Origin of the sequence: Dickeya lacustris (genome assembly GCF_029635795.1) — a bacterium.
GTDB classification, from domain to species: domain Bacteria; phylum Pseudomonadota; class Gammaproteobacteria; order Enterobacterales; family Enterobacteriaceae; genus Dickeya; species Dickeya lacustris.
Genome location: NZ_CP114280.1, coordinates 3,483,306 through 3,502,555 on the forward strand (window position 1 = coordinate 3,483,306; position 19,250 = coordinate 3,502,555).

The window sequence follows — 19,250 nt, forward strand, 5'->3', positions numbered from 1 at the left end:
TCTGCCAAGGGATCACGGGTAGGAGCCGCTTATGAGCCAAAATACGCTGAAAGTTAACGAGTTACATGAAGATGCTGAATTCGATGAGAATGGAGTTGAGGTTTTTGACGACAAAGCGCTAGCAGAGGAAGAAACCAACGAAGGTGACTTACTCGATGATGAGCTACTGTCGCAAGGAACTGCCCAGCGAGTGCTGGATGCTACTCAGCTCTATCTGGGAGAAATCGGTTATTCGCCTCTACTGACTGCTGAAGAAGAAGTTTATTTCGCCCGTCGAGCACTGCGCGGTGACGTTTCCTCTCGTCGCCGCATGATCGAGAGTAACCTGCGGCTGGTGGTTAAAATTGCCCGCCGCTACAACAATCGCGGTCTGGCATTGCTGGACTTGATTGAGGAAGGGAATCTCGGTCTTATCCGCGCGGTTGAGAAGTTTGACCCTGAGCGTGGGTTTCGCTTCTCGACGTATGCGACCTGGTGGATTCGTCAGACCATTGAACGGGCCATCATGAATCAGACTCGCACCATCCGTTTGCCTATCCATATTGTAAAAGAGCTCAATGTCTATCTGCGTACCGCTCGTGAGCTGTCGCATAAGCTTGACCACGAGCCGAGTGCGGAAGAGATAGCGGAAAGGCTGGATAAACCGGTCGATGATGTGAACCGTATGCTGCGCCTGAATGAGCGCATCACCTCGGTAGATACACCGCTGGGTGGCGATTCGGAAAAAGCGCTACTGGATATTCTGGCCGACGAAAAGGATAACGGCCCGGAAGACACCACGCAAAATAACGATATGAAGCAGAATATCGTGAAATGGCTGTTTGAGTTAAATGCCAAGCAGCGGGAAGTGCTGGCGCGTCGGTTCGGTCTGTTAGGTTATGAAGCGGCAACGCTTGAGGATGTGGGGCGTGAAATTGGTTTGACCCGTGAGCGGGTACGTCAGATTCAGGTAGAAGGATTGCGCCGCCTGCGCGAGATATTACAAATGCAGGGCCTGGATATCGAAGAGTTGTTCCGTGAATAATGCGTGAGTGTAAACCAAACCCGGTTTCTGATGTCGGGTAGCACAAGCGTAAAAATGGTGGGATATCCCACCATTTTTTATGTCTAACGCTTTATTCAGAAGGCGAGTTTAGCGTACGCACTGAGATGATAAAAACTCGATGATCTCGCTTGCCTTAATCATCTCTTTTTCACCTTTGCGACGATGTTTATATTCAATTTCATCGTTATCAAGGTTTCTGTCGCCAATCACGATGGTATGCGGAATACCGATAAGTTCCATGTCGGCAAACATCACGCCAGGGCGCTCTTTACGGTCATCCAACAGCACATCAATCCCTTTGGCTCTTAACTGCTGATAAATGTTTTCAGCGGCTTCCTGCACGCGGAATGACTTGTGCATATTCATCGGCAGAATGGCGACCTGGAATGGTGCGATAGCGTCAGGCCAGATAATGCCGCGATCGTCATAGTTTTGTTCAATCGCAGCGGCAATGACACGCGTCACCCCAATGCCGTAACATCCCATGGTGATCACCTGATTGCGGCCATCTTCGCCCTGAACGGTGGCTTTCAGCGCTTCGGAGTATTTCTTACCCAACTGGAAGATATGACCCACTTCAATGCCGCGTTTAATCAGCAAGGTGCCTTTGCCATCCGGGCTGCGGTCGCCTTCGACCACATTGCGAATATCTGCCACCTGCGGCAGCGCGACATCACGCTCCCAGTTAATACCAAAGTAATGCTTACCATCGATATTAGCACCGGCGCTGAAATCGCTCATTACTGCGACAGTACGGTCAATGATAACGGGAATCGGCAGGTTGACCGGCCCCAGAGAGCCAGGGCCTGCGTTTACCACGGCGCGAATGTCTTCTTCGCTGGCGAACGTGAGCGGGCTGGCAACCTGTTCCAGTTTTTCTGCTTTCACTTCGTTCAGTTCATGATCGCCGCGTACCAGCAGAGCAACCAGCGCATGGCCGCTCTCTTCGGTGGCTTTAACCAGCAGTGTCTTGACGGTTTTTTCCACCGGCACGTTGAATTGCTCAACCAACTCGGCGATGGTTTTGGCATTCGGTGTATCCACCAGCGTCATCGCCTGTGTGGCTGGCGCTCGTTCATGCGCCGGAGCGACAGCTTCGGCCAGCTCAATGTTGGCGGCGTAATCTGACTCGGTAGAGAAAACGATATCATCTTCACCACTGCTTGCCAGTACCTGGAATTCGTGTGACGCATTGCCGCCGATAGAGCCGGTATCTGCCTGTACCGGGCGGAAATCGAGATCCATTCGGCTGAAGATTTTGCTGTAGGCGGCATACATGGCCTCGTACGTCACCTGCAACGATTCCTGAGAGGTATGGAATGAATAAGCATCTTTCATCAGGAATTCACGGGCGCGCATGACGCCGAAACGCGGGCGTACTTCATCACGGAATTTGGTTTGAATCTGGTAGAAATTCAGCGGCAGCTGTTTATAAGAGCTGATTTCATTACGGATAAGGTCGGTGATGACTTCTTCATGCGTTGGGCCGAGCACGAACGGACGTTCGCCACGGTCAACAAAGCGCAGCAACTCCGGGCCGTACTGCTCCCAGCGGCCGCTTTCCTGCCACAGATCAGCAGGCTGGACAACCGGCATCGAAATTTCGATGGCACCGGCGTTATTCATTTCTTCACGCACGATGTTTTCGACTTTCTTCAGTACCCGTAATCCGGTAGGGAGCCAGGTATAAAGGCCGGAGGCCAGTTTACGAATCATCCCGGCGCGTAACATCAGTTGATGACTGATGACTTCGGCATCGGCAGGCGTCTCCTTGAGCGTGGAGAGCATATATTGACTTGTACGCATGGTGATTGAGTTCCGTCAGAACAAAGAAATCGCATTTGCCACGTCAGTGGCTAAGGCAGAAAAAAGTGGTTTAGTTTACCAGTGCTGGCGGCTCCTCAAAAGCTGCCGCCACATTTTTTAGCCCGGATTCAGGCTGATGACGTTCGTACACCCTGCTATCACTTGCCAGCGCACATTGAATTCCAGCAGGCGCGCGGCATAAATTTTGTCGTCATCGTTATTTTTACGATAAGCCGGACGCGGGTCTTGGGCTAACACCTGGGTAATAAAACGCCGTAAATTCGGGTAGTGGTGCTGGTACTGCGCTAATTGCTGTTCTGCCAGTGGGGAGAACATAACCGGCATATCCGCATCGGGTGCGTGTTGTGCGAAACCGGCGCTCGCCTGTGGGTGACTTTCGGCGAAGGGAAGATAGGGTTTGATATCAACCACAGGGGTGCCGTCAACCAAATCCAGACTGCCCAGCTTCAGGATGACGCTTTCTCGGGTTATCTCAACGGCGTGCAACTCGACCAGCGACATGCCAATCGGGTTGGGGCGAAATGTCGAACGGGTAGCAAACACACCCATACGGGCGTTACCACCTAACCGTGGGGGCCTGACGGTTGGCCGCCATCCACCGTCTGCGGTTTGGTGGAAAATAAACAGCAGCCAAAGGTGGCTGAATGCCTCAATACCGCGCAACGCATCTGGCTGGTTGAATGGCGGGAGAAGGTGTAGCTCACCACCGCCATCCTGAATCAACCCAGGTTGCCGAGGAACGGCAAATTTTTCTTTGTAGGGTGATCGAATAATGCCTATCTGCTGAAAACAAAAAGAGGTCATTGTGCTGAAACTTTTAGCGCAGTGCCTTGGCAAACCGCCTGGCGATAGCATCCGGCAACGTTACTGACAATCTGGCAATCGTGTAATAACACCGCATTGGCTTTCATCGTTGTGGCGCGGGTTTGCATTTTCCGACGGGCAGACGGAATACTGGGCGGCGTATCTTGTGCACTGGACTGGCATGATGAGCCGGACACTTCCCCTAAATCGCGAAACGGTTTACCCACCAACTCTTCTGCACTTTTATACAAAACAGCCGGTGCCGGATGCGTAACCGGTTTTACCGGTTTTGGCGCAGGTTCCACGGTTATCGGTGGCTGTGGTTGCGGTACGGGCTCGACGGGTTTATGCATCAAAGAACATCCTGTTAGTGATGCAGCCAATAGCAGAACAGGTACAGCACGCATAAATTTTCCTCTGGCTTGGATAAAGTGCGGTTATTGAATCAAGCAATACAAAAAATAACAAGACGGGCAGATACCCGTCTTGTCGTTGTTTTTGCAACACCAGCCAGTGGCTTTACCAGCCTTTGACTGCACCGCCATTAAACACTTTCTGTGCAGCCTGGTTCACTTCGTCGGATTGATACGCTTTCACGAATTTCTTCACGTTTTCCGCATCTTTATTATCTTCGCGAGCAACCAGCAGGTTCACATACGGCGATTCTTTATTTTCAACAAACAGGCCGTCTTTGGCAGGCGTGAGGTTAATCTGGCTGGCATAGGTGGTGTTGATAATCGCCAGTGCTATCTGGTCATCATCCAGTGAGCGCGGCAACTGCGGTGCTTCCAGCTCAACCAGCTTCAGGCCTTTCGGGTTTTCGGTGATATCCAGTGCAGTAGGCAGCAGGCCAACATTGTCTTTCAGTTTAATCAGCCCTACTTTTTGCAGCAGTAACAGCGAACGGCCCAGGTTGGTCGGATCGTTCGGTAACGCTATCTGAGCGCCATTTTGCAAGGCATCAAGGGATTTGATTTTTTTTGAATAGCCCGCGATAGGGTAGACAAAAGTGTTGCCAACAGAGACCAGTTTATAGCCACGATCTTTAATTTGCTGATCAAGATAAGGTTTATGCTGGAAGGCGTTCAGGTCGATATCGCCTTTGCTCAACGCTTCGTTGGGCAGAACGTAGTCATTAAACGTCACCAGTTCAACATCCAGACCATATTTCTCTTTAGCCACTTTCTGGGCTGCTTCGGCGACCTGCTGTTCTGCGCCGACAATCACACCAACTTTGATGTGATTCGGGTTCTTCTGTTCCTGACCGCAGCCAGCCAATGCCAGTGCACCAATCAGCGCACCTACTGCCGCAAGAGATTTCAGTTTAATTGCCATTTTCCTACCTCTTTTTAAACGTTTTAACCTGCACTGAGAAAATAGATACGTTATCACGACATCATTTATGCGTGACGGCACGTACCGCTCTGTCACCAATCAATTGAATCAGATAAACCAATAAAACCAGTAAAATCAACACGGTATTCATAACTACCGCGTTATAGCCAACATACCCGTACTGATAACCAATTTGGCCAAGGCCACCAGCACCGACGGCTCCCCCCATCGCGGAATAACCGACCAGCGTAATCAATGTGATGGTGGCGGCATTAATCAGCCCGGGGAGCGCTTCTGGCAGAAGGATTTTGAGAACGATTTGCAGCGGGGTCGCGCCCATCGCGCGTGCGGCTTCTATCAGGCCAGATGGAATTTCCAGCAGGGCATTTTCTACCATGCGCGCAATAAACGGTGCAGCGCCTACGGTTAACGGCACAATGGCAGCCTGCAAGCCAATTGCAGTACCGACGATGATGCGGGTAAATGGAATCATCCATACCAATAAGATAATGAACGGTATCGACCGGAAAATATTCACCAGCGCAGAGATGCTGCGATAAAGCTTCGGGTTCTCGATAATCTGCCCTGGACGGGTAACGTAGAGCATCACGCCAATCGGCAAACCCAGTACAAAACCAAAAAAGCCGGACACTAACGTCATCACAACGGTTTCCCAAACGCCGCGTGCCATTAACCACATCATGGCTTCAGACATAACCTAGTACCTCAATATTCACATGATGTTGCTGCAAAAACGCGATCGCAGCTTGAATGTCTGGCTCCTGACCGTGCATCTCCGCCAGCATGATGCCGAATTTTACGCCACCTGCGTAATCCATCTGCGCACTGATAATGTTGTTATTGACGTTAAAGTTTCTGGCCACCTCAGATAATAGCGGCGCATCGACTGACTGACCGGTAAATTCCAGACGTAACAGCGGTACGCTGCCGTCGCGTCGCGTGGCGGACAGGCGTTGCTGGTAGTCGTCAGGAATATCCAAATGCAGCGTAGATTGAATAAATTTTTGTGCTAATGGCGTTTTCGGGTGAGAGAACACTTCGCTGACCGTGTCTTGCTCAATCAATTTGCCATCACTGATAACCGCTACCTGATCGCAAATGCGCTTTACCACATCCATTTCATGGGTGATGAGTAGGATAGTCAACCCAAGGCGGCGGTTGATGTCCTTTAACAACTCCAGAATCGAGCGGGTTGTGGCAGGGTCAAGCGCGCTGGTGGCCTCATCACACAGCAACACTTTCGGATTACTCGCCAGAGCACGTGCTATTGCAACGCGCTGTTTTTGCCCACCGGACAAATTTGCCGGATAAGCATCATGTTTTTCTGACAGCCCGACCAGCGCCAGCAATTCCTGAACACGTCTGGTCAACTCCTCGCGCGGCGTATTGTCAAGCTCCAGTGGCAGCGCCACATTGCCAAAAACCGTGCGTGAAGCAAGTAAGTTGAAGTGCTGGAAAATCATACCCATTTGACGGCGTGTCCGAGTGAGTTGCCTTTCAGATAAGCTCATCAGGTCTTGCCCATCAATCAGCACTTTACCTTTCGTCGGCCTTTCCAGCAGGTTCACACAGCGAATCAGTGTGCTTTTACCTGCGCCCGATGCGCCAATCACACCATAGATTTGGCCTGCGGGAACACGAAGGGTGACATCATCCAGAGCGGTGACAATGCGCCCTTTTTGTTGAAAAATCTTTGTAATATTAATGAGTTCAATCATAAGTTTTATCGAAAATAGCCGTGGCCGTATAAGAAAGTATGATACTTAGGCCTGATTATGTAGGGATGTTAAGGCGTCTAGACGTCTAAGTCAATCAAGAACCCGTCGGGTGTAACATTCTCTCTGTGAAATAAAACATGCGATACTAGGGCAAATTTAGGCATCAGGAGTAGAAGGTTGTGACAAGTCTTGTTCCAGCAGTATTTCTCGACCGTGACGGTACAATTAATGTCGATCATGGTTATGTCCATGAAATCGATCGTTTTCAGTTTATTGATGGCGTTATTGATGCACTGATCGAATTAAAGAAAATGGGCTATGCCTTAGTGGTGGTAACGAACCAGTCTGGTATTGCGCGCGGTAAGTTTAGCGAGGCGCAGTTCGAAACCTTGACTGAGTGGATGGACTGGTCGCTGGCTGACCGGGGTGTGGATTTAGACGGTATCTATTATTGTCCACATCACCCTGAAGCGGTTAATGATGACTATCGCCAGCAGTGCAATTGCCGTAAACCCGAGCCTGGCATGCTACTCGATGCTGAACGTTATCTACATATAGATATGGCTTCATCTTATATGGTGGGTGATAAAGCCGAAGATATGCAGGCTGCAAAAGCTGCGGGAGTGGGCACGAAAGTATTGGTCAGAACTGGAAAACCGGTGACAGAAGAGGGTGAGAAAGTGGCTGACTGGGTGATTGATAGCCTGACAATGCTACCAGAACTGATAAAAAAGCGTGATAAGCAATCAATGTGATGCAAAAATGTGCGGTCGGTAATTTTTTTGCAATTAGGGCTTGTCAGGCCGCAGGAAGTCCCTATAATGCGCCTCCACTGACACGGCAACAGCGGCAACGCAATGCGGTGTCAGCGAAGAAGAAACGAAAATAAACGTTGACTCTTCATGAGGAAAGCGTAGTATACGCCACCTCGCGACAGCAGGCTCAGGCCGGTCGCACTGCTCTTTAACAATTAATCAGACAATCTGTGTGGGCACTCGCAGGACACTTCGCAAAAACTTTTGTGAAAGTCTTGAAGAGTGTGACAACAGTTAATTCATTACGAATAAACAGTAAATTCTTTGAGCACGTTTTCTTCGGAAAACACAATCAAACTTAAATTGAAGAGTTTGATCATGGCTCAGATTGAACGCTGGCGGCAGGCCTAACACATGCAAGTCGAGCGGTAGCACAAAGGAGCTTGCTCCTTGGGTGACGAGCGGCGGACGGGTGAGTAATGTCTGGGAAACTGCCTGATGGAGGGGGATAACTACTGGAAACGGTAGCTAATACCGCATAACGTCTTCGGACCAAGAGGGGGACCTTCGGCCTCTTGCCATCAGATGTGCCCAGATGGGATTAGCTAGTAGGTGAGGTAATGGCTCACCTAGGCGACGATCCCTAGCTGGTCTGAGAGGATGACCAGCCACACTGGAACTGAGACACGGTCCAGACTCCTACGGGAGGCAGCAGTGGGGAATATTGCACAATGGGCGCAAGCCTGATGCAGCCATGCCGCGTGTGTGAAGAAGGCCTTCGGGTTGTAAAGCACTTTCAGCGGGGAGGAAGGCGATAAGGCTAATAACCTTGTCGATTGACGTTACCCGCAGAAGAAGCACCGGCTAACTCCGTGCCAGCAGCCGCGGTAATACGGAGGGTGCAAGCGTTAATCGGAATGACTGGGCGTAAAGCGCACGCAGGCGGTCTGTTAAGTTGGATGTGAAATCCCCGGGCTTAACCTGGGAACTGCATTCAAAACTGACAGGCTAGAGTCTCGTAGAGGGGGGTAGAATTCCAGGTGTAGCGGTGAAATGCGTAGAGATCAGGAGGAACACCGATGGCGAAGGCAGATCTCTGGGCCGTAACTGACGCTGAGGAGCGAAAGCATGGGGAGCGAACAGGATTAGATACCCTGGTAGTCCACGCTGTAAACGATGTCGATTTGGAGGTTGTGCCCTTGAGGCGTGGCTTCCGGAGCTAACGCGTTAAATCGACCGCCTGGGGAGTACGGCCGCAAGGTTAAAACTCAAATGAATTGACGGGGGCCCGCACAAGCGGTGGAGCATGTGGTTTAATTCGATGCAACGCGAAGAACCTTACCTACTCTTGACATCCAGAGAAACCTGCAGAGATGCGGGTGTGCCTTCGGGAGCTCTGAGACAGGTGCTGCATGGCTGTCGTCAGCTCGTGTTGTGAAATGTTGGGTTAAGTCCCGCAACGAGCGCAACCCTTATCCTCTGTTGCCAGCACTTCGGGTGGGAACTCAGGGGAGACTGCCGGTGATAAACCGGAGGAAGGTGGGGATGACGTCAAGTCATCATGGCCCTTACGAGTAGGGCTACACACGTGCTACAATGGCGTATACAAAGAGAAGCAACCTCGCGAGAGCAAGCGGACCTCATAAAGTACGTCGTAGTCCGGATTGGAGTCTGCAACTCGACTCCATGAAGTCGGAATCGCTAGTAATCGTAGATCAGAATGCTACGGTGAATACGTTCCCGGGCCTTGTACACACCGCCCGTCACACCATGGGAGTGGGTTGCAAAAGAAGTAGGTAGCTTAACCTTCGGGAGGGCGCTTACCACTTTGTGATTCATGACTGGGGTGAAGTCGTAACAAGGTAACCGTAGGGGAACCTGCGGTTGGATCACCTCCTTACCGAGTGAAGAGCCTGCGTGGTGTCCACACAGATTGTCTGATGAAGTAAAAGAGTCAAAAGCGTCTTGCGAAGCTGACAAGAGATGTCCCCTTCGTCTAGAGGCCCAGGACACCGCCCTTTCACGGCGGTAACAGGGGTTCGAATCCCCTAGGGGACGCCAATGACAAGACAGGTGAGTGAAAGTCACGGTCAGGGATATCCCGAAGATAACCTAAAGCTGATTAGAGATAGTCAGGTTTACGTTATCTTGCTCTTTAACAATCGGGAACAAGCTTAAAATTGAAACGACAGCATGTGTATGCGAATGCATGTGTTGTTCGAGTCTCTCAAAAACTTGCACCCCGAAACACTTTCGGGTTGTGAGGTTAAGCGACTAAGCGTACACGGTGGATGCCTAGGCAGTCAGAGGCGATGAAGGGCGTGCTAATCTGCGATAAGCGTCGGCAAGGTGATATGAACCGTTATACCCGACGATACCCGAATGGGGAAACCCAGTGTGTTTCGACACACTATCACACACTGAATTCATAGGTGTGTGAGGCGAACCGGGGAACTGAAACATCTCAGTACCCCGAGGAAAAGAAATCAACCGAGTCCCCCAGTAGCGGCGAGCGAACGGGGAAGAGCCCAGAACCTGAATCGGCTTGTGTGTCAGTGGAAGCGTCTGGAAAGGCGCACGATACAGGGTGACAGTCCCGTACACGAAGATGCACAGGTCGTGAGTTCGATGAGTAGGGCGGGACACGTGGTATCCTGTCTGAATATGGGGGGGGACCATCCTCCAAGGCTAAATACTCCTGACTGACCGATAGTGAACCAGTACCGTGAGGGAAAGGCGAAAAGAACCCCGGCGAGGGGAGTGAAATAGAACCTGAAACCGTGTACGTACAAGCAGTGGGAGCCTTGATTTATCAGGGTGACTGCGTACCTTTTGTATAATGGGTCAGCGACTTATATTCTGTAGCAAGGTTAACCGAATAGGGGAGCCGCAGGGAAACCGAGTCTTAACTGGGCGTTAAGTTGCAGGGTATAGACCCGAAACCCGGTGATCTAGCCATGGGCAGGTTGAAGGTTGGGTAACACTAACTGGAGGACCGAACCGACTAATGTTGAAAAATTAGCGGATGACTTGTGGCTGGGGGTGAAAGGCCAATCAAACCGGGAGATAGCTGGTTCTCCCCGAAAGCTATTTAGGTAGCGCCTCGTGAATTCATCTTCGGGGGTAGAGCACTGTTTCGGCTAGGGGGCCATCCCGGCTTACCAACCCGATGCAAACTGCGAATACCGAAGAATGTTATCACGGGAGACACACGGCGGGTGCTAACGTCCGTCGTGAAGAGGGAAACAACCCAGACCGCCAGCTAAGGTCCCAAAGTCATGGTTAAGTGGGAAACGATGTGGGAAGGCCCAGACAGCCAGGATGTTGGCTTAGAAGCAGCCATCATTTAAAGAAAGCGTAATAGCTCACTGGTCGAGTCGGCCTGCGCGGAAGATGTAACGGGGCTAAAACCATGCACCGAAGCTGCGGCAGCGACACTATGTGTTGTTGGGTAGGGGAGCGTTCTGTAAGCCTGTGAAGGTGGCCTGTAAGGGCTGCTGGAGGTATCAGAAGTGCGAATGCTGACATAAGTAACGATAATGCGGGTGAAAAACCCGCACGCCGGAAGACCAAGGGTTCCTGTTCCAACGTTAATCGGGGCAGGGTGAGTCGACCCCTAAGGCGAGGCTGAAAAGCGTAGTCGATGGGAAACAGGTTAATATTCCTGTACTTGGTGTTACTGCGAAGGGGGGACGGAGAAGGCTATGTCATCCGGGCGACGGTTGTCCCGGTTTAAGCGTGCAGGTGGGTGGACCAGGCAAATCCGGTCTGCTGTTAACACTGAGGCGTAATGACGAGGTACTACGGTACTGAAGTGACAGATGCCCTGCTTCCAGGAAAAGCCTCTAAGCATCAGGTAACATTGAATCGTACCCCAAACCGACACAGGTGGTCAGGTAGAGAATACTCAGGCGCTTGAGAGAACTCGGGTGAAGGAACTAGGCAAAATGGTGCCGTAACTTCGGGAGAAGGCACGCTCCTGTTGGTGAAGTCCCTTGCGGACGGAGCTGACGGGAGTCGCAGATACCAGCTGGCTGCAACTGTTTAATAAAAACACAGCACTGTGCAAACACGAAAGTGGACGTATACGGTGTGACGCCTGCCCGGTGCCGGAAGGTTAATTGATGGGGTCAGCCGCAAGGCGAAGCTCTTGATCGAAGCCCCGGTAAACGGCGGCCGTAACTATAACGGTCCTAAGGTAGCGAAATTCCTTGTCGGGTAAGTTCCGACCTGCACGAATGGCGTAATGATGGCCAGGCTGTCTCCACCCGAGACTCAGTGAAATTGAACTCGCTGTGAAGATGCAGTGTACCCGCGGCAAGACGGAAAGACCCCGTGAACCTTTACTATAGCTTGACACTGAACCTTGAGCCTTGATGTGTAGGATAGGTGGGAGGCTTTGAAGTGTGGACGCCAGTCTGCATGGAGCCAACCTTGAAATACCACCCTTTAATGTTTGATGTTCTAACGTGGGCCCCTAATCGGGGTTGCGGACAGTGTCTGGTGGGTAGTTTGACTGGGGCGGTCTCCTCCCAAAGAGTAACGGAGGAGCACGAAGGTTAGCTAATCCTGGTCGGACATCAGGAGGTTAGTGCAAAGGCATAAGCTAGCTTGACTGCGAGAGTGACGGCTCGAGCAGGTGCGAAAGCAGGTCTTAGTGATCCGGTGGTTCTGAATGGAAGGGGCCATCGCTCAACGGATAAAGGTACTCCGGGGATAACAGGCTGATACCGCCCAAGAGTTCATATCGACGGCGGTGTTTGGCACCTCGATGTCGGCTCATCACATCCTGGGGCTGAAGTAGGTCCCAAGGGTATGGCTGTTCGCCATTTAAAGTGGTACGCGAGCTGGGTTTAGAACGTCGTGAGACAGTTCGGTCCCTATCTGCCGTGGGCGTTGGAAGATTGAGGGGGGTTGCTCCTAGTACGAGAGGACCGGAGTGAACGCACCACTGGTGTTCGGGTTGTCATGCCAATGGCATTGCCCGGTAGCTACGTGCGGAAGAGATAACCGCTGAAAGCATCTAAGCGGGAAACTTGCCCCGAGATGAGTCTTCCCTGGGCCCTTGAGGCCCCTGAAGGGACGTTTAAGACGAAGACGTTGATAGGCTGGGTGTGTAAGCGCAGCGATGCGTTGAGCTAACCAGTACTAATGACCCGAGAGGCTTAACCTTACAACACCGAAGGTGTTTTGGTGAGAGACGCAGAGAATAGATTCAGCTTGTTCAGAGATTGGTTCGGGTGGTTATGTGGAAGTGAGAGCGGAGCATAACGGCCGGAATAAAAAGAATTTGCCTGGCGGCGACAGCGCGGTGGTCCCACCTGACCCCATGCCGAACTCAGAAGTGAAACGCCGTAGCGCCGATGGTAGTGTGGGGTCTCCCCATGCGAGAGTAGGGAACTGCCAGGCATTAAATAAGGCGAAGGGCCCGGTCGAAAGACCGGGCCTTTTGTTTTGGGTGCGGTTTATGCGGGGGTGGGGCAATGGGGGCCCGGCACGCTGTATGTATGCTGCACCGTAACACACGGTCAGGCATGAAACCACGCGCCCTGTGCTGACACCCCGCTCGCTTGTCTCGCCCGGTGCTATCGAAACACCAACCCATCATTGCTCAGAAGCAGATGGTTGGGGGACGCAAAGCTTGCCAGAGCCGCCCCTGACCTGTGCCTGAACCATCTACCGTTTGTTAAAGCCGGTCTATTGGGTTTCAGACCGGCTTTTGTGTCACCCTTGCAGAAACCTTATCAATACGTCAGTTTGCGTTGGGCTGAATGCCCTTCAGTCGGCGTCAGCGGGAACCAGTAAAACCTCAATACCTGCGTGCCTCAAACCATTGAGAATCTCTGTCGGTAAAGCATCATCGGTTATCAGCGTATGGATACGCGGAGTTTCAATAATTCTGTGCAGGCTCAGACGGCGGAAATGGGTATTTCTGTGATGTATCTGAGGATGTGATAAAGCGGCATGTTGGGGGCAATCAATCTGACTATTCTCTATTTTCAGCCGATTAGTGCCGTTGAACAATATAGCCGGTTAATACACCGGCTATATATTCTCAGCGAATGATTACAGTATTCGGCTGATGAGGCGATCTATACGAATGCGGCGTAACCGGCGAATCAGTTTTCTGACTTTTATCGGATAATCAGCAATACTTTGCAATTGCTGATAATGTGACATCACTTGCGTATGAGTGCGAATATATTCGAGTTCTTGCTGGCGCTGGCTATGCAATTTTTGTTCTGGATCGTGAATCAGAATGGCATTTTCCAGATCGAGACGCCAGGCTCGCGGATTAAGGTTATTACCCGTCAGCAGTTGCCACTCTTCATCAATCCATATCCCTTTTAAATGGAAGCTATTATCGCCATCTTTCCATAAACGTATCGTTAGTTGGTCGCTATCAATATATTTTTGCAACCGACTCATGAAGCGGCGTAAATTGGTTTCATACAGATAAGGTAATACACCAATAATTCTAAAAGGTTGATCTTCTGGAATAAAAAAGTCATTTGCCGTTTTATCGCCAATAATAATTTCAATCTGTTTGCCGTTTCTCAGCAGGCGAATCACGTTACGCACCAGCAACGCGGGGAGATTGAAATACGGCGTACACATCACCAGACGCTGCTCTGTGCAATACATCAGATGATGAATTGTTTGATTAAGCGGGCTCTGTTTACCCAACCCAACCAGCGGTGTGACCGTCAGTTGATGATTATTATTACCGAGGTCTGGCGGTAAATAGGTTGTTGTCCTCAGTGCATGGCGAAACTGGCGGATAGCATTTTTAATTTCCACCGTTTTAGGGCGGTGTGGGTTATCCAGTCGCTGTACGGCGGGTGCGGTTAATAAGTCTTGTACATAGCGCGCCATCACATCAGTCAGCGTCGCATTGGTGATGAGCTGATAGCGGTCATAACGGTATTTATCATGTTGATGTAGATAAACATCATTCAGGCTGGCACCACTATAGAGCACGGTATCGTCAATGATGAACCCTTTCAGGTGCAGCACACCGAGAGCTTCACGGGTATTGACCGGAATGCCATAGACCGGCACCACCGCGTCATTATGCCGTTGGGCCATTTCATGATACCAGTCTGCATTCGTGCTCGCGGCGGCGGCTCCGATACGCCCGCGCTGCGCGCGATGCCAGTCAACCAGCACCGCAATGTCCAGCGATGGGCACAGACGTTTAGCCTGATACAGTGCAGATAAGATAGCTTCGCCGCCATCATCATGTTCTAAATACAACGCCACCACGTAGACACGTTTTTTGGCCTGAAGAATCCGTTCTGTCAGCGTGGTACGGAAAAGCGCCGGGCTGTGCAACGTCTGTACGTCATCGGCAGACTGAGGGATCTTAGGCAGTTGTGCAAGGTGTTGTTGATATTTGATTCGCTTGAGTTTTGACAACATCACAGTGCGATTCTTCTCTCATCGTAGGATGACCAACGGGTCATGATAAACGTTAAGGCATAGCCGAATCGGGTGATAATACCATTACTTGGCGGGCGTTGTGAGCAGGTTTTGCTGCTTGTGACGAGATCTTGCCCGCATCCAGACGCTTTTATTTGGTGTTTTATGGTGTGAAGAGCGGCAATTCCAGAGTGACAATTCCGTCTTCCAGTTGAACATCTACATGAAACCCCAACTTTTTCGCCAGTGTAATCATGCCCTGATTGTGCGGCATGGTGATGCCGTTGAGCCGATGAAGCCCGTGTGTCCGGGCGTAATCAATCAGCTTGGTGAGTAATTTTCTACCAAGCCCTAACCCTTTTAAGTCCGAGCGAACCAATACGGCGAATTCTGCGCTGGTGTTATCCGGGTCGGCAATGGCACGAGTCACGCCGAGGATTTCATGGTTGCCTTCGGCATCTGGCCGCAGGGCGATAAACGCCATTTCGCGGTCATAGTCAATCTGCGTCATATTTGCCAAATCTTCGTGGGTAAATTCACTGATTTCGCTGAAATAACGATAGTAGAGATCTTCTCGGGTGACTTTGCTGATAAAGCGCTCCAGCAATGGTTCGTCTTCAGGCAGGATGGGGCGAAACAGGCAGGTTGTTTCGTCTTTTAACTGCACGCGTTCTTCAAGCTCTTGCGGGTAAGGACGAATGGAGAGGCGAGATTGCGGGTCGCCCTGAAAGGCGGCCAGATGCAGTGTGACGTCCAGCAGCGTGAACTCAGCCCCATTTGCCAGCAGTGGGTGAATATCCAATCGCGTAATTTCCGGGCAATCCAGAATCAGGTTGGAAACCTGTACCAGCAGGCGACTGAATGCGGCTATATCGAGTGGCTTTAGCGCGTTGCGGCTGCGTATCTTGCCGCTTTTCAGCGCCTGGACTATCAGGTAACGCGCGAGCGCCATATTGAGCGGTGGCAGCGCTACTGCGGCCTGTGTTTCCCGGTGCCACTGTGTCCCCCCTTCTCCGAGTAAGATGATGGGGCCGAAAATGGCATCTTGCTCGACGGCAATGCGCAGTTCCAGTGCGCCGGTTCGGTTTGCCATACCTTGCACTAATAACCCATCAATGCGTGCCTGCGGGTGGCTCTGTCGTACTCGTTCGAGAATCGCCTCCGCCGCCAGTTGCACCTCCTTGGCGTTTTGCAGATAAAGCATCACCCCTTGAATTTCCGATTTATGCGCAATATCCGGTGAACGCAGCTTCAGCGCGACGGGGTAGCCAATTTTTTCTGCAATATACACCGCCTCCGTGCTGTCGCTGGCAATCCAGGTGGGCAAGGTATTCAAGCCATAGGCGTGCAAAATAGGCTGTACTTCATGGGTGTCGAGCTGGGTTGCGCCTTCTTGCAATGCCAGGCTGATTAACTGATGAGCCTGTGTGGCATTGGCGCTCAAATCTGGCGGCAGCGCAGGGGTTTCTTTGAGCTGTTTCTGGTTACGACGATACTCGACGATGTGCATAAACGCCGTTACCGCGCCTTCTGGAGTGCGGTAGGTCGGGATGCCTGCGTCGTTAAATAGCCGCCTCGCCTCAAGCGAGGAGAATTCGCCGCACCAGTTCGTCAGCAACGTGATGCGCTTACCACGCGGGTGCTGGTGCAGAAGTTGAATGATGCTCTGTGCGCTCTCTGTGCCGGGTGCAGCGGCGCTGGGGGCGTGAATCAGCAGCAGCGCATCATAATCGTCGCTGTCGAGCAGGGCAGAAAATGCGGCCTGATAGCGTGCGGGCGTTGCATCATCGCATAAATCCAGCGGGTTACTGATAGTGACGGTCTCGGGTAATACCGCGCGAAGCGCCTGACGGGTCTCTTCGCTCAAGGTGGCAAGTTTGCCTTGTCTGGCGATGAGCTGGTCAAGTGACTGTGCGGCTGGCGATGCGCCATTACTGACTATCAGCAGCCGTTCTCCGCGTAATGGACGCAGGTGGCTTAGGGTCTCTACCGCAGAGAACAGTTCGTGGGTATCCTGCACACGCAGTAGCCCGGCGCGCTGAATGGCCGCATCGTAAGCGGCATCCATCCCATGCTCTCCGCCGTGCAGCAGTTGTTGCGCCTGTTGGCTGCGACCGCTTTTGATAACCAGTATCGGTTTATTGCGTGATGCGCTACGTGAGGACGATAAAAAGCGTCTTGCATCGCTGATGTGTTCAAGATGCAGCAAAATCGCGCTGGTTTTACCATCGCGCGCCAGAAAGTCGAGCAGGTCATCGACATCGATATCGATGCTGTCGCCAAGGGCAATAAAATAGGAAAAACCGATACCGCGCTGCTGTGCCCAGTCCAGTACGGTATTTGACACCGCAGCCGACTGGGAGATAAAGGCCAGCTTGCCTTTGAGAATCGGCACCGGTGAAAAACTGGCGTTCAGCCCCTGCCAGGGAGCCAGCAGGCCGAGACTGTTTGGCCCGAGCAGTCGCATTGCATAACCGGCGGCACAGGTTTTTAACGCCTGAAATTGCGACGGTGGTGCAGAGAGCACGATGACGGTTTTGCAGCCGCGCTTGCCCAACTCTTCAAGCAGCACCAGATTGCGTTCAGCGCGAGTACAAATGACGGCGAGATCCGGTGTCATCGGCAGGCTGGCGACATTGGCATAAGCCAGTACGCCGCACACCGCGCGATACTTGGGCGTGACGGGCAGCACCGGGCCGTTGAAACCGCCATCAAGCAGGTTACGCATCATCAGGAATCCTGCGCGCCCCGGTTTTTCCGACGCGCCGACAACGGCAATAGTACGGGGGCGTAACAATGCTTCTAATCCACGCTGACTCATCCGCGACTCCTGTTGGGCGGCGCTTTATGCCCTGTCGTTATCTGATACTGAAAAAAGAGATCAGATGGATGTTAGACGTCTGTTGGCGTTTGCGCTGTGACCGTCGGTGAAATTTTCTTTTTTGCGTGATGGGCCTTGCCTGCCAGATAGTGTTGACGAAAGCGGTCAAAATGACCGGCCAGTGCACTGGCGGCGTTTTCATCCCCGGCTTGTTGCAGCAGTGCGATGGCGATTTCGGCAGTACAGTGCTGCCCGGCCATGCTCGCTTCACGCAACTGGTAGCAAGAGAGCGCCTCAACGCTCAGAGACAGAATAGGAAGCGCATCAAGATAGGGGCTTTTGCGAAACATTTTGCGGGCTTCCGGCCAGGTGCCATCCAGCATGACAAATAGTGGTGGTTTGCCGCCTGCGGGCAGATGGTGATGAACCTCTCGGCCCGGTTCATCGCCATCGGCCAGAAAAACCAGCCAGGGCTGATAATCTTCGTTTTGTAATAGCTGCAATAACGCGGCATCGGGCGCGGTGCGTGACCATAAAAACGCATCGGTATCCGGCAGGATATCGGCAATCAGCCTGCCGGTGTTGCTCGGTTTCATCGGCTCGGTATCAAACATCACCAGACAAAAACGGCTGCGAGCGGCGCTTGGCGAGAGTGTTTCGCACAGGCAATGAACATGCGGAAGCAGGCAGCGCTGGCAGCGGATAACGCGGCTGCCTCGGGCGCGAAAGGGTCGGGTAGAGAGAGCAAGGCGCTGCTGGCGCAGACGCAGGACAGCGTTACCGGTCATGATATTCCGCCAAAAAGCGGTATTCTAAACGACAGCACTGCCCGGCAGAAGCCCCGTGTGATGCGGCGACCCTTCTTATTACTGACGGCGTTACAGTGATTCGGCCAGCCAGCTTTCAAACTGCGGTTTAGGTAATGCGCCACTGAGCATATCGACAAGTTGCCCCTGGCGGAACAGCATAATGGTTGGAATGCTACGAATCCGAAAGCGCGCGCTGAGTTCCGGCTCATCTTCTGTATTGACTTTGATAAAACGGATTTTTTCGCCGTTATCGAGGGCGACGTCTTCAAAAATCGGTGCGAAATTTACGCAGGGCCCGCACCAGGGCGCCCAAAAATCGACCACCACCGGCAAGGAGTCTTGCAGCAGTTTATCCAATGTTTTTTCTGTCGCGTTGATGACTTCGCCGCTAAAGAGCGCCTCGCCACAGCGCCCGCATTTGGCATGTGAATAGTTTGGCGCGGCGTTTTCCGGCAGGCGGTTAGTGGCATGGCAAGACGAACATACCGTATTCATAAACAAACCTCGAATAACAAAAGCGGAACAAAACCGGTACAGTGAATGCCTGAGCGCTGCAAATAGAGCCATCAGCAGCAATGCAGGCTGCGAATCAGCGTCAGTATGGTGAGGCCAGGCTCTTGCGACAACGTGTTTTACCCAATGGTTATAATAGTGTGGAACTTTTATGATCGGGCCGGTAGCTAACCGAGTGGA

At 52.0% G+C, this 19,250-nt stretch carries 12 protein-coding genes, 1 tRNA gene and 3 rRNA genes; 6 read left to right on the forward strand and 10 right to left on the reverse strand.

The genetic code is table 11. The annotated features are described in order from the left end of the window. The first annotated feature begins 31 nt into the window (after positions 1–31). Positions 32–1,024, forward strand: coding sequence for an RNA polymerase sigma factor RpoS (gene rpoS / locus O1Q98_RS15710; protein WP_125260468.1), 993 nt, complete (start codon positions 32–34; stop codon positions 1,022–1,024). 108 nt (positions 1,025–1,132) lie between these two features. On the opposite strand, the gene proS is transcribed toward rpoS, so the two are convergent. From proS to metN, 6 genes are all read right to left on the reverse strand, one after another. Next, the gene (gene proS, locus O1Q98_RS15715; RefSeq protein ID WP_125260467.1) at positions 1,133–2,851 is read right to left on the reverse strand and encodes a proline--tRNA ligase; all 1,719 of its coding nucleotides are present in this window, start codon (positions 2,849–2,851) and stop codon (positions 1,133–1,135) included. Between the two features lie 117 nt (positions 2,852–2,968). Further along, the gene (gene tsaA / locus O1Q98_RS15720) at positions 2,969–3,676 is read right to left on the reverse strand and encodes a tRNA (N6-threonylcarbamoyladenosine(37)-N6)-methyltransferase TrmO (protein ID WP_125260466.1); all 708 of its coding nucleotides are present in this window, start codon (positions 3,674–3,676) and stop codon (positions 2,969–2,971) included. After that, positions 3,673–4,083, reverse strand: a complete 411-nt coding sequence (gene rcsF, locus O1Q98_RS15725; protein WP_125260465.1) for an Rcs stress response system protein RcsF — start codon at positions 4,081–4,083, stop codon at positions 3,673–3,675. Before rcsF ends, tsaA begins: the two co-directional genes overlap by 4 nt. A 112-nt stretch (positions 4,084–4,195) precedes the next feature. After that, a complete protein-coding gene (locus tag O1Q98_RS15730; RefSeq protein ID WP_125260464.1) occupies positions 4,196–5,011 on the reverse strand; it encodes a MetQ/NlpA family lipoprotein in 816 nt (271 codons plus the stop codon). Between the two features lie 61 nt (positions 5,012–5,072). Continuing rightward, positions 5,073–5,726 (reverse strand): methionine ABC transporter permease MetI, encoded by a 654-nt coding sequence (locus O1Q98_RS15735; RefSeq protein WP_125260463.1) that lies wholly within the window; start codon positions 5,724–5,726, stop codon positions 5,073–5,075. Then, entirely contained in the window at positions 5,719–6,750 is a 1,032-nt protein-coding gene (metN, locus tag O1Q98_RS15740) for a methionine ABC transporter ATP-binding protein MetN (protein WP_125260462.1), read from the reverse strand. Before metN ends, O1Q98_RS15735 begins: the two co-directional genes overlap by 8 nt. Positions 6,751–6,929: 179 nt before the next feature. Here metN and gmhB point away from each other — a divergent pair, with 179 nt between their 5' ends. From gmhB to rrf, 5 genes are all read left to right on the forward strand, one after another. Further along, positions 6,930–7,505 carry a D-glycero-beta-D-manno-heptose 1,7-bisphosphate 7-phosphatase gene (gene gmhB, locus O1Q98_RS15745; protein WP_125260461.1) on the forward strand — a complete coding sequence of 192 codons (576 nt, stop codon included), beginning with the start codon at positions 6,930–6,932 and terminating at the stop codon, positions 7,503–7,505. Positions 7,506–7,865: 360 nt separating this feature from the next. Then, positions 7,866–9,405 (forward strand): 16S ribosomal RNA (locus O1Q98_RS15750). A gap of 85 nt (positions 9,406–9,490) precedes the next feature. Beyond that, a tRNA-Glu gene (locus tag O1Q98_RS15755) sits at positions 9,491–9,566 on the forward strand. Positions 9,567–9,769: 203 nt separating this feature from the next. Next, a 23S ribosomal RNA gene (locus O1Q98_RS15760) occupies positions 9,770–12,678 on the forward strand. A 120-nt stretch (positions 12,679–12,798) separates the two neighbouring features. Beyond that, positions 12,799–12,914 (forward strand): 5S ribosomal RNA (gene rrf / locus O1Q98_RS15765). The 16S, 23S and 5S rRNA genes sit together here with 1 tRNA gene alongside, the layout of an rRNA operon. Positions 12,915–13,571: 657 nt before the next feature. Here the strand turns inward: rrf and pssA are convergent. From pssA to trxC, 4 genes are all read right to left on the reverse strand, one after another. Next, the gene (pssA, locus tag O1Q98_RS15770; RefSeq protein ID WP_125260460.1) at positions 13,572–14,927 is read right to left on the reverse strand and encodes a CDP-diacylglycerol--serine O-phosphatidyltransferase; all 1,356 of its coding nucleotides are present in this window, start codon (positions 14,925–14,927) and stop codon (positions 13,572–13,574) included. A gap of 163 nt (positions 14,928–15,090) precedes the next feature. Next, positions 15,091–17,748: a bifunctional acetate--CoA ligase family protein/GNAT family N-acetyltransferase gene (locus O1Q98_RS15775; protein WP_125260453.1), complete on the reverse strand. Its 2,658-nt coding sequence runs from the start codon at positions 17,746–17,748 to the stop codon at positions 15,091–15,093. A 71-nt stretch (positions 17,749–17,819) separates the two neighbouring features. Then, a complete protein-coding gene (locus tag O1Q98_RS15780; RefSeq protein WP_125260452.1) occupies positions 17,820–18,536 on the reverse strand; it encodes a tRNA-uridine aminocarboxypropyltransferase in 717 nt (238 codons plus the stop codon). 90 nt (positions 18,537–18,626) lie between these two features. After that, the gene (trxC, locus tag O1Q98_RS15785; RefSeq protein WP_125260451.1) at positions 18,627–19,052 is read right to left on the reverse strand and encodes a thioredoxin TrxC; all 426 of its coding nucleotides are present in this window, start codon (positions 19,050–19,052) and stop codon (positions 18,627–18,629) included. Between the last annotated feature and the right edge of the window lie 198 nt (positions 19,053–19,250).

Coding starts and splice junctions, on each gene's coding strand:
- rcsF (WP_125260465.1), bottom strand. CDS start 4,083: ATGCGTGCTGTACCTGTTCTGCTATTGGCTGCATCACTAACAGGATGT.
- O1Q98_RS15735 (WP_125260463.1), bottom strand. CDS start 5,726: ATGTCTGAAGCCATGATGTGGTTAATGGCACGCGGCGTTTGGGAAACC.
- proS (WP_125260467.1), bottom strand. CDS start 2,851: ATGCGTACAAGTCAATATATGCTCTCCACGCTCAAGGAGACGCCTGCC.
- trxC (WP_125260451.1), bottom strand. CDS start 19,052: ATGAATACGGTATGTTCGTCTTGCCATGCCACTAACCGCCTGCCGGAA.
- rpoS (WP_125260468.1), top strand. CDS start 32: ATGAGCCAAAATACGCTGAAAGTTAACGAGTTACATGAAGATGCTGAA.
- O1Q98_RS15780 (WP_125260452.1), bottom strand. CDS start 18,536: ATGACCGGTAACGCTGTCCTGCGTCTGCGCCAGCAGCGCCTTGCTCTC.
- pssA (WP_125260460.1), bottom strand. CDS start 14,927: ATGTTGTCAAAACTCAAGCGAATCAAATATCAACAACACCTTGCACAA.
- metN (WP_125260462.1), bottom strand. CDS start 6,750: ATGATTGAACTCATTAATATTACAAAGATTTTTCAACAAAAAGGGCGC.
- O1Q98_RS15730 (WP_125260464.1), bottom strand. CDS start 5,011: ATGGCAATTAAACTGAAATCTCTTGCGGCAGTAGGTGCGCTGATTGGT.
- O1Q98_RS15775 (WP_125260453.1), bottom strand. CDS start 17,748: ATGAGTCAGCGTGGATTAGAAGCATTGTTACGCCCCCGTACTATTGCC.
- tsaA (WP_125260466.1), bottom strand. CDS start 3,676: ATGACCTCTTTTTGTTTTCAGCAGATAGGCATTATTCGATCACCCTAC.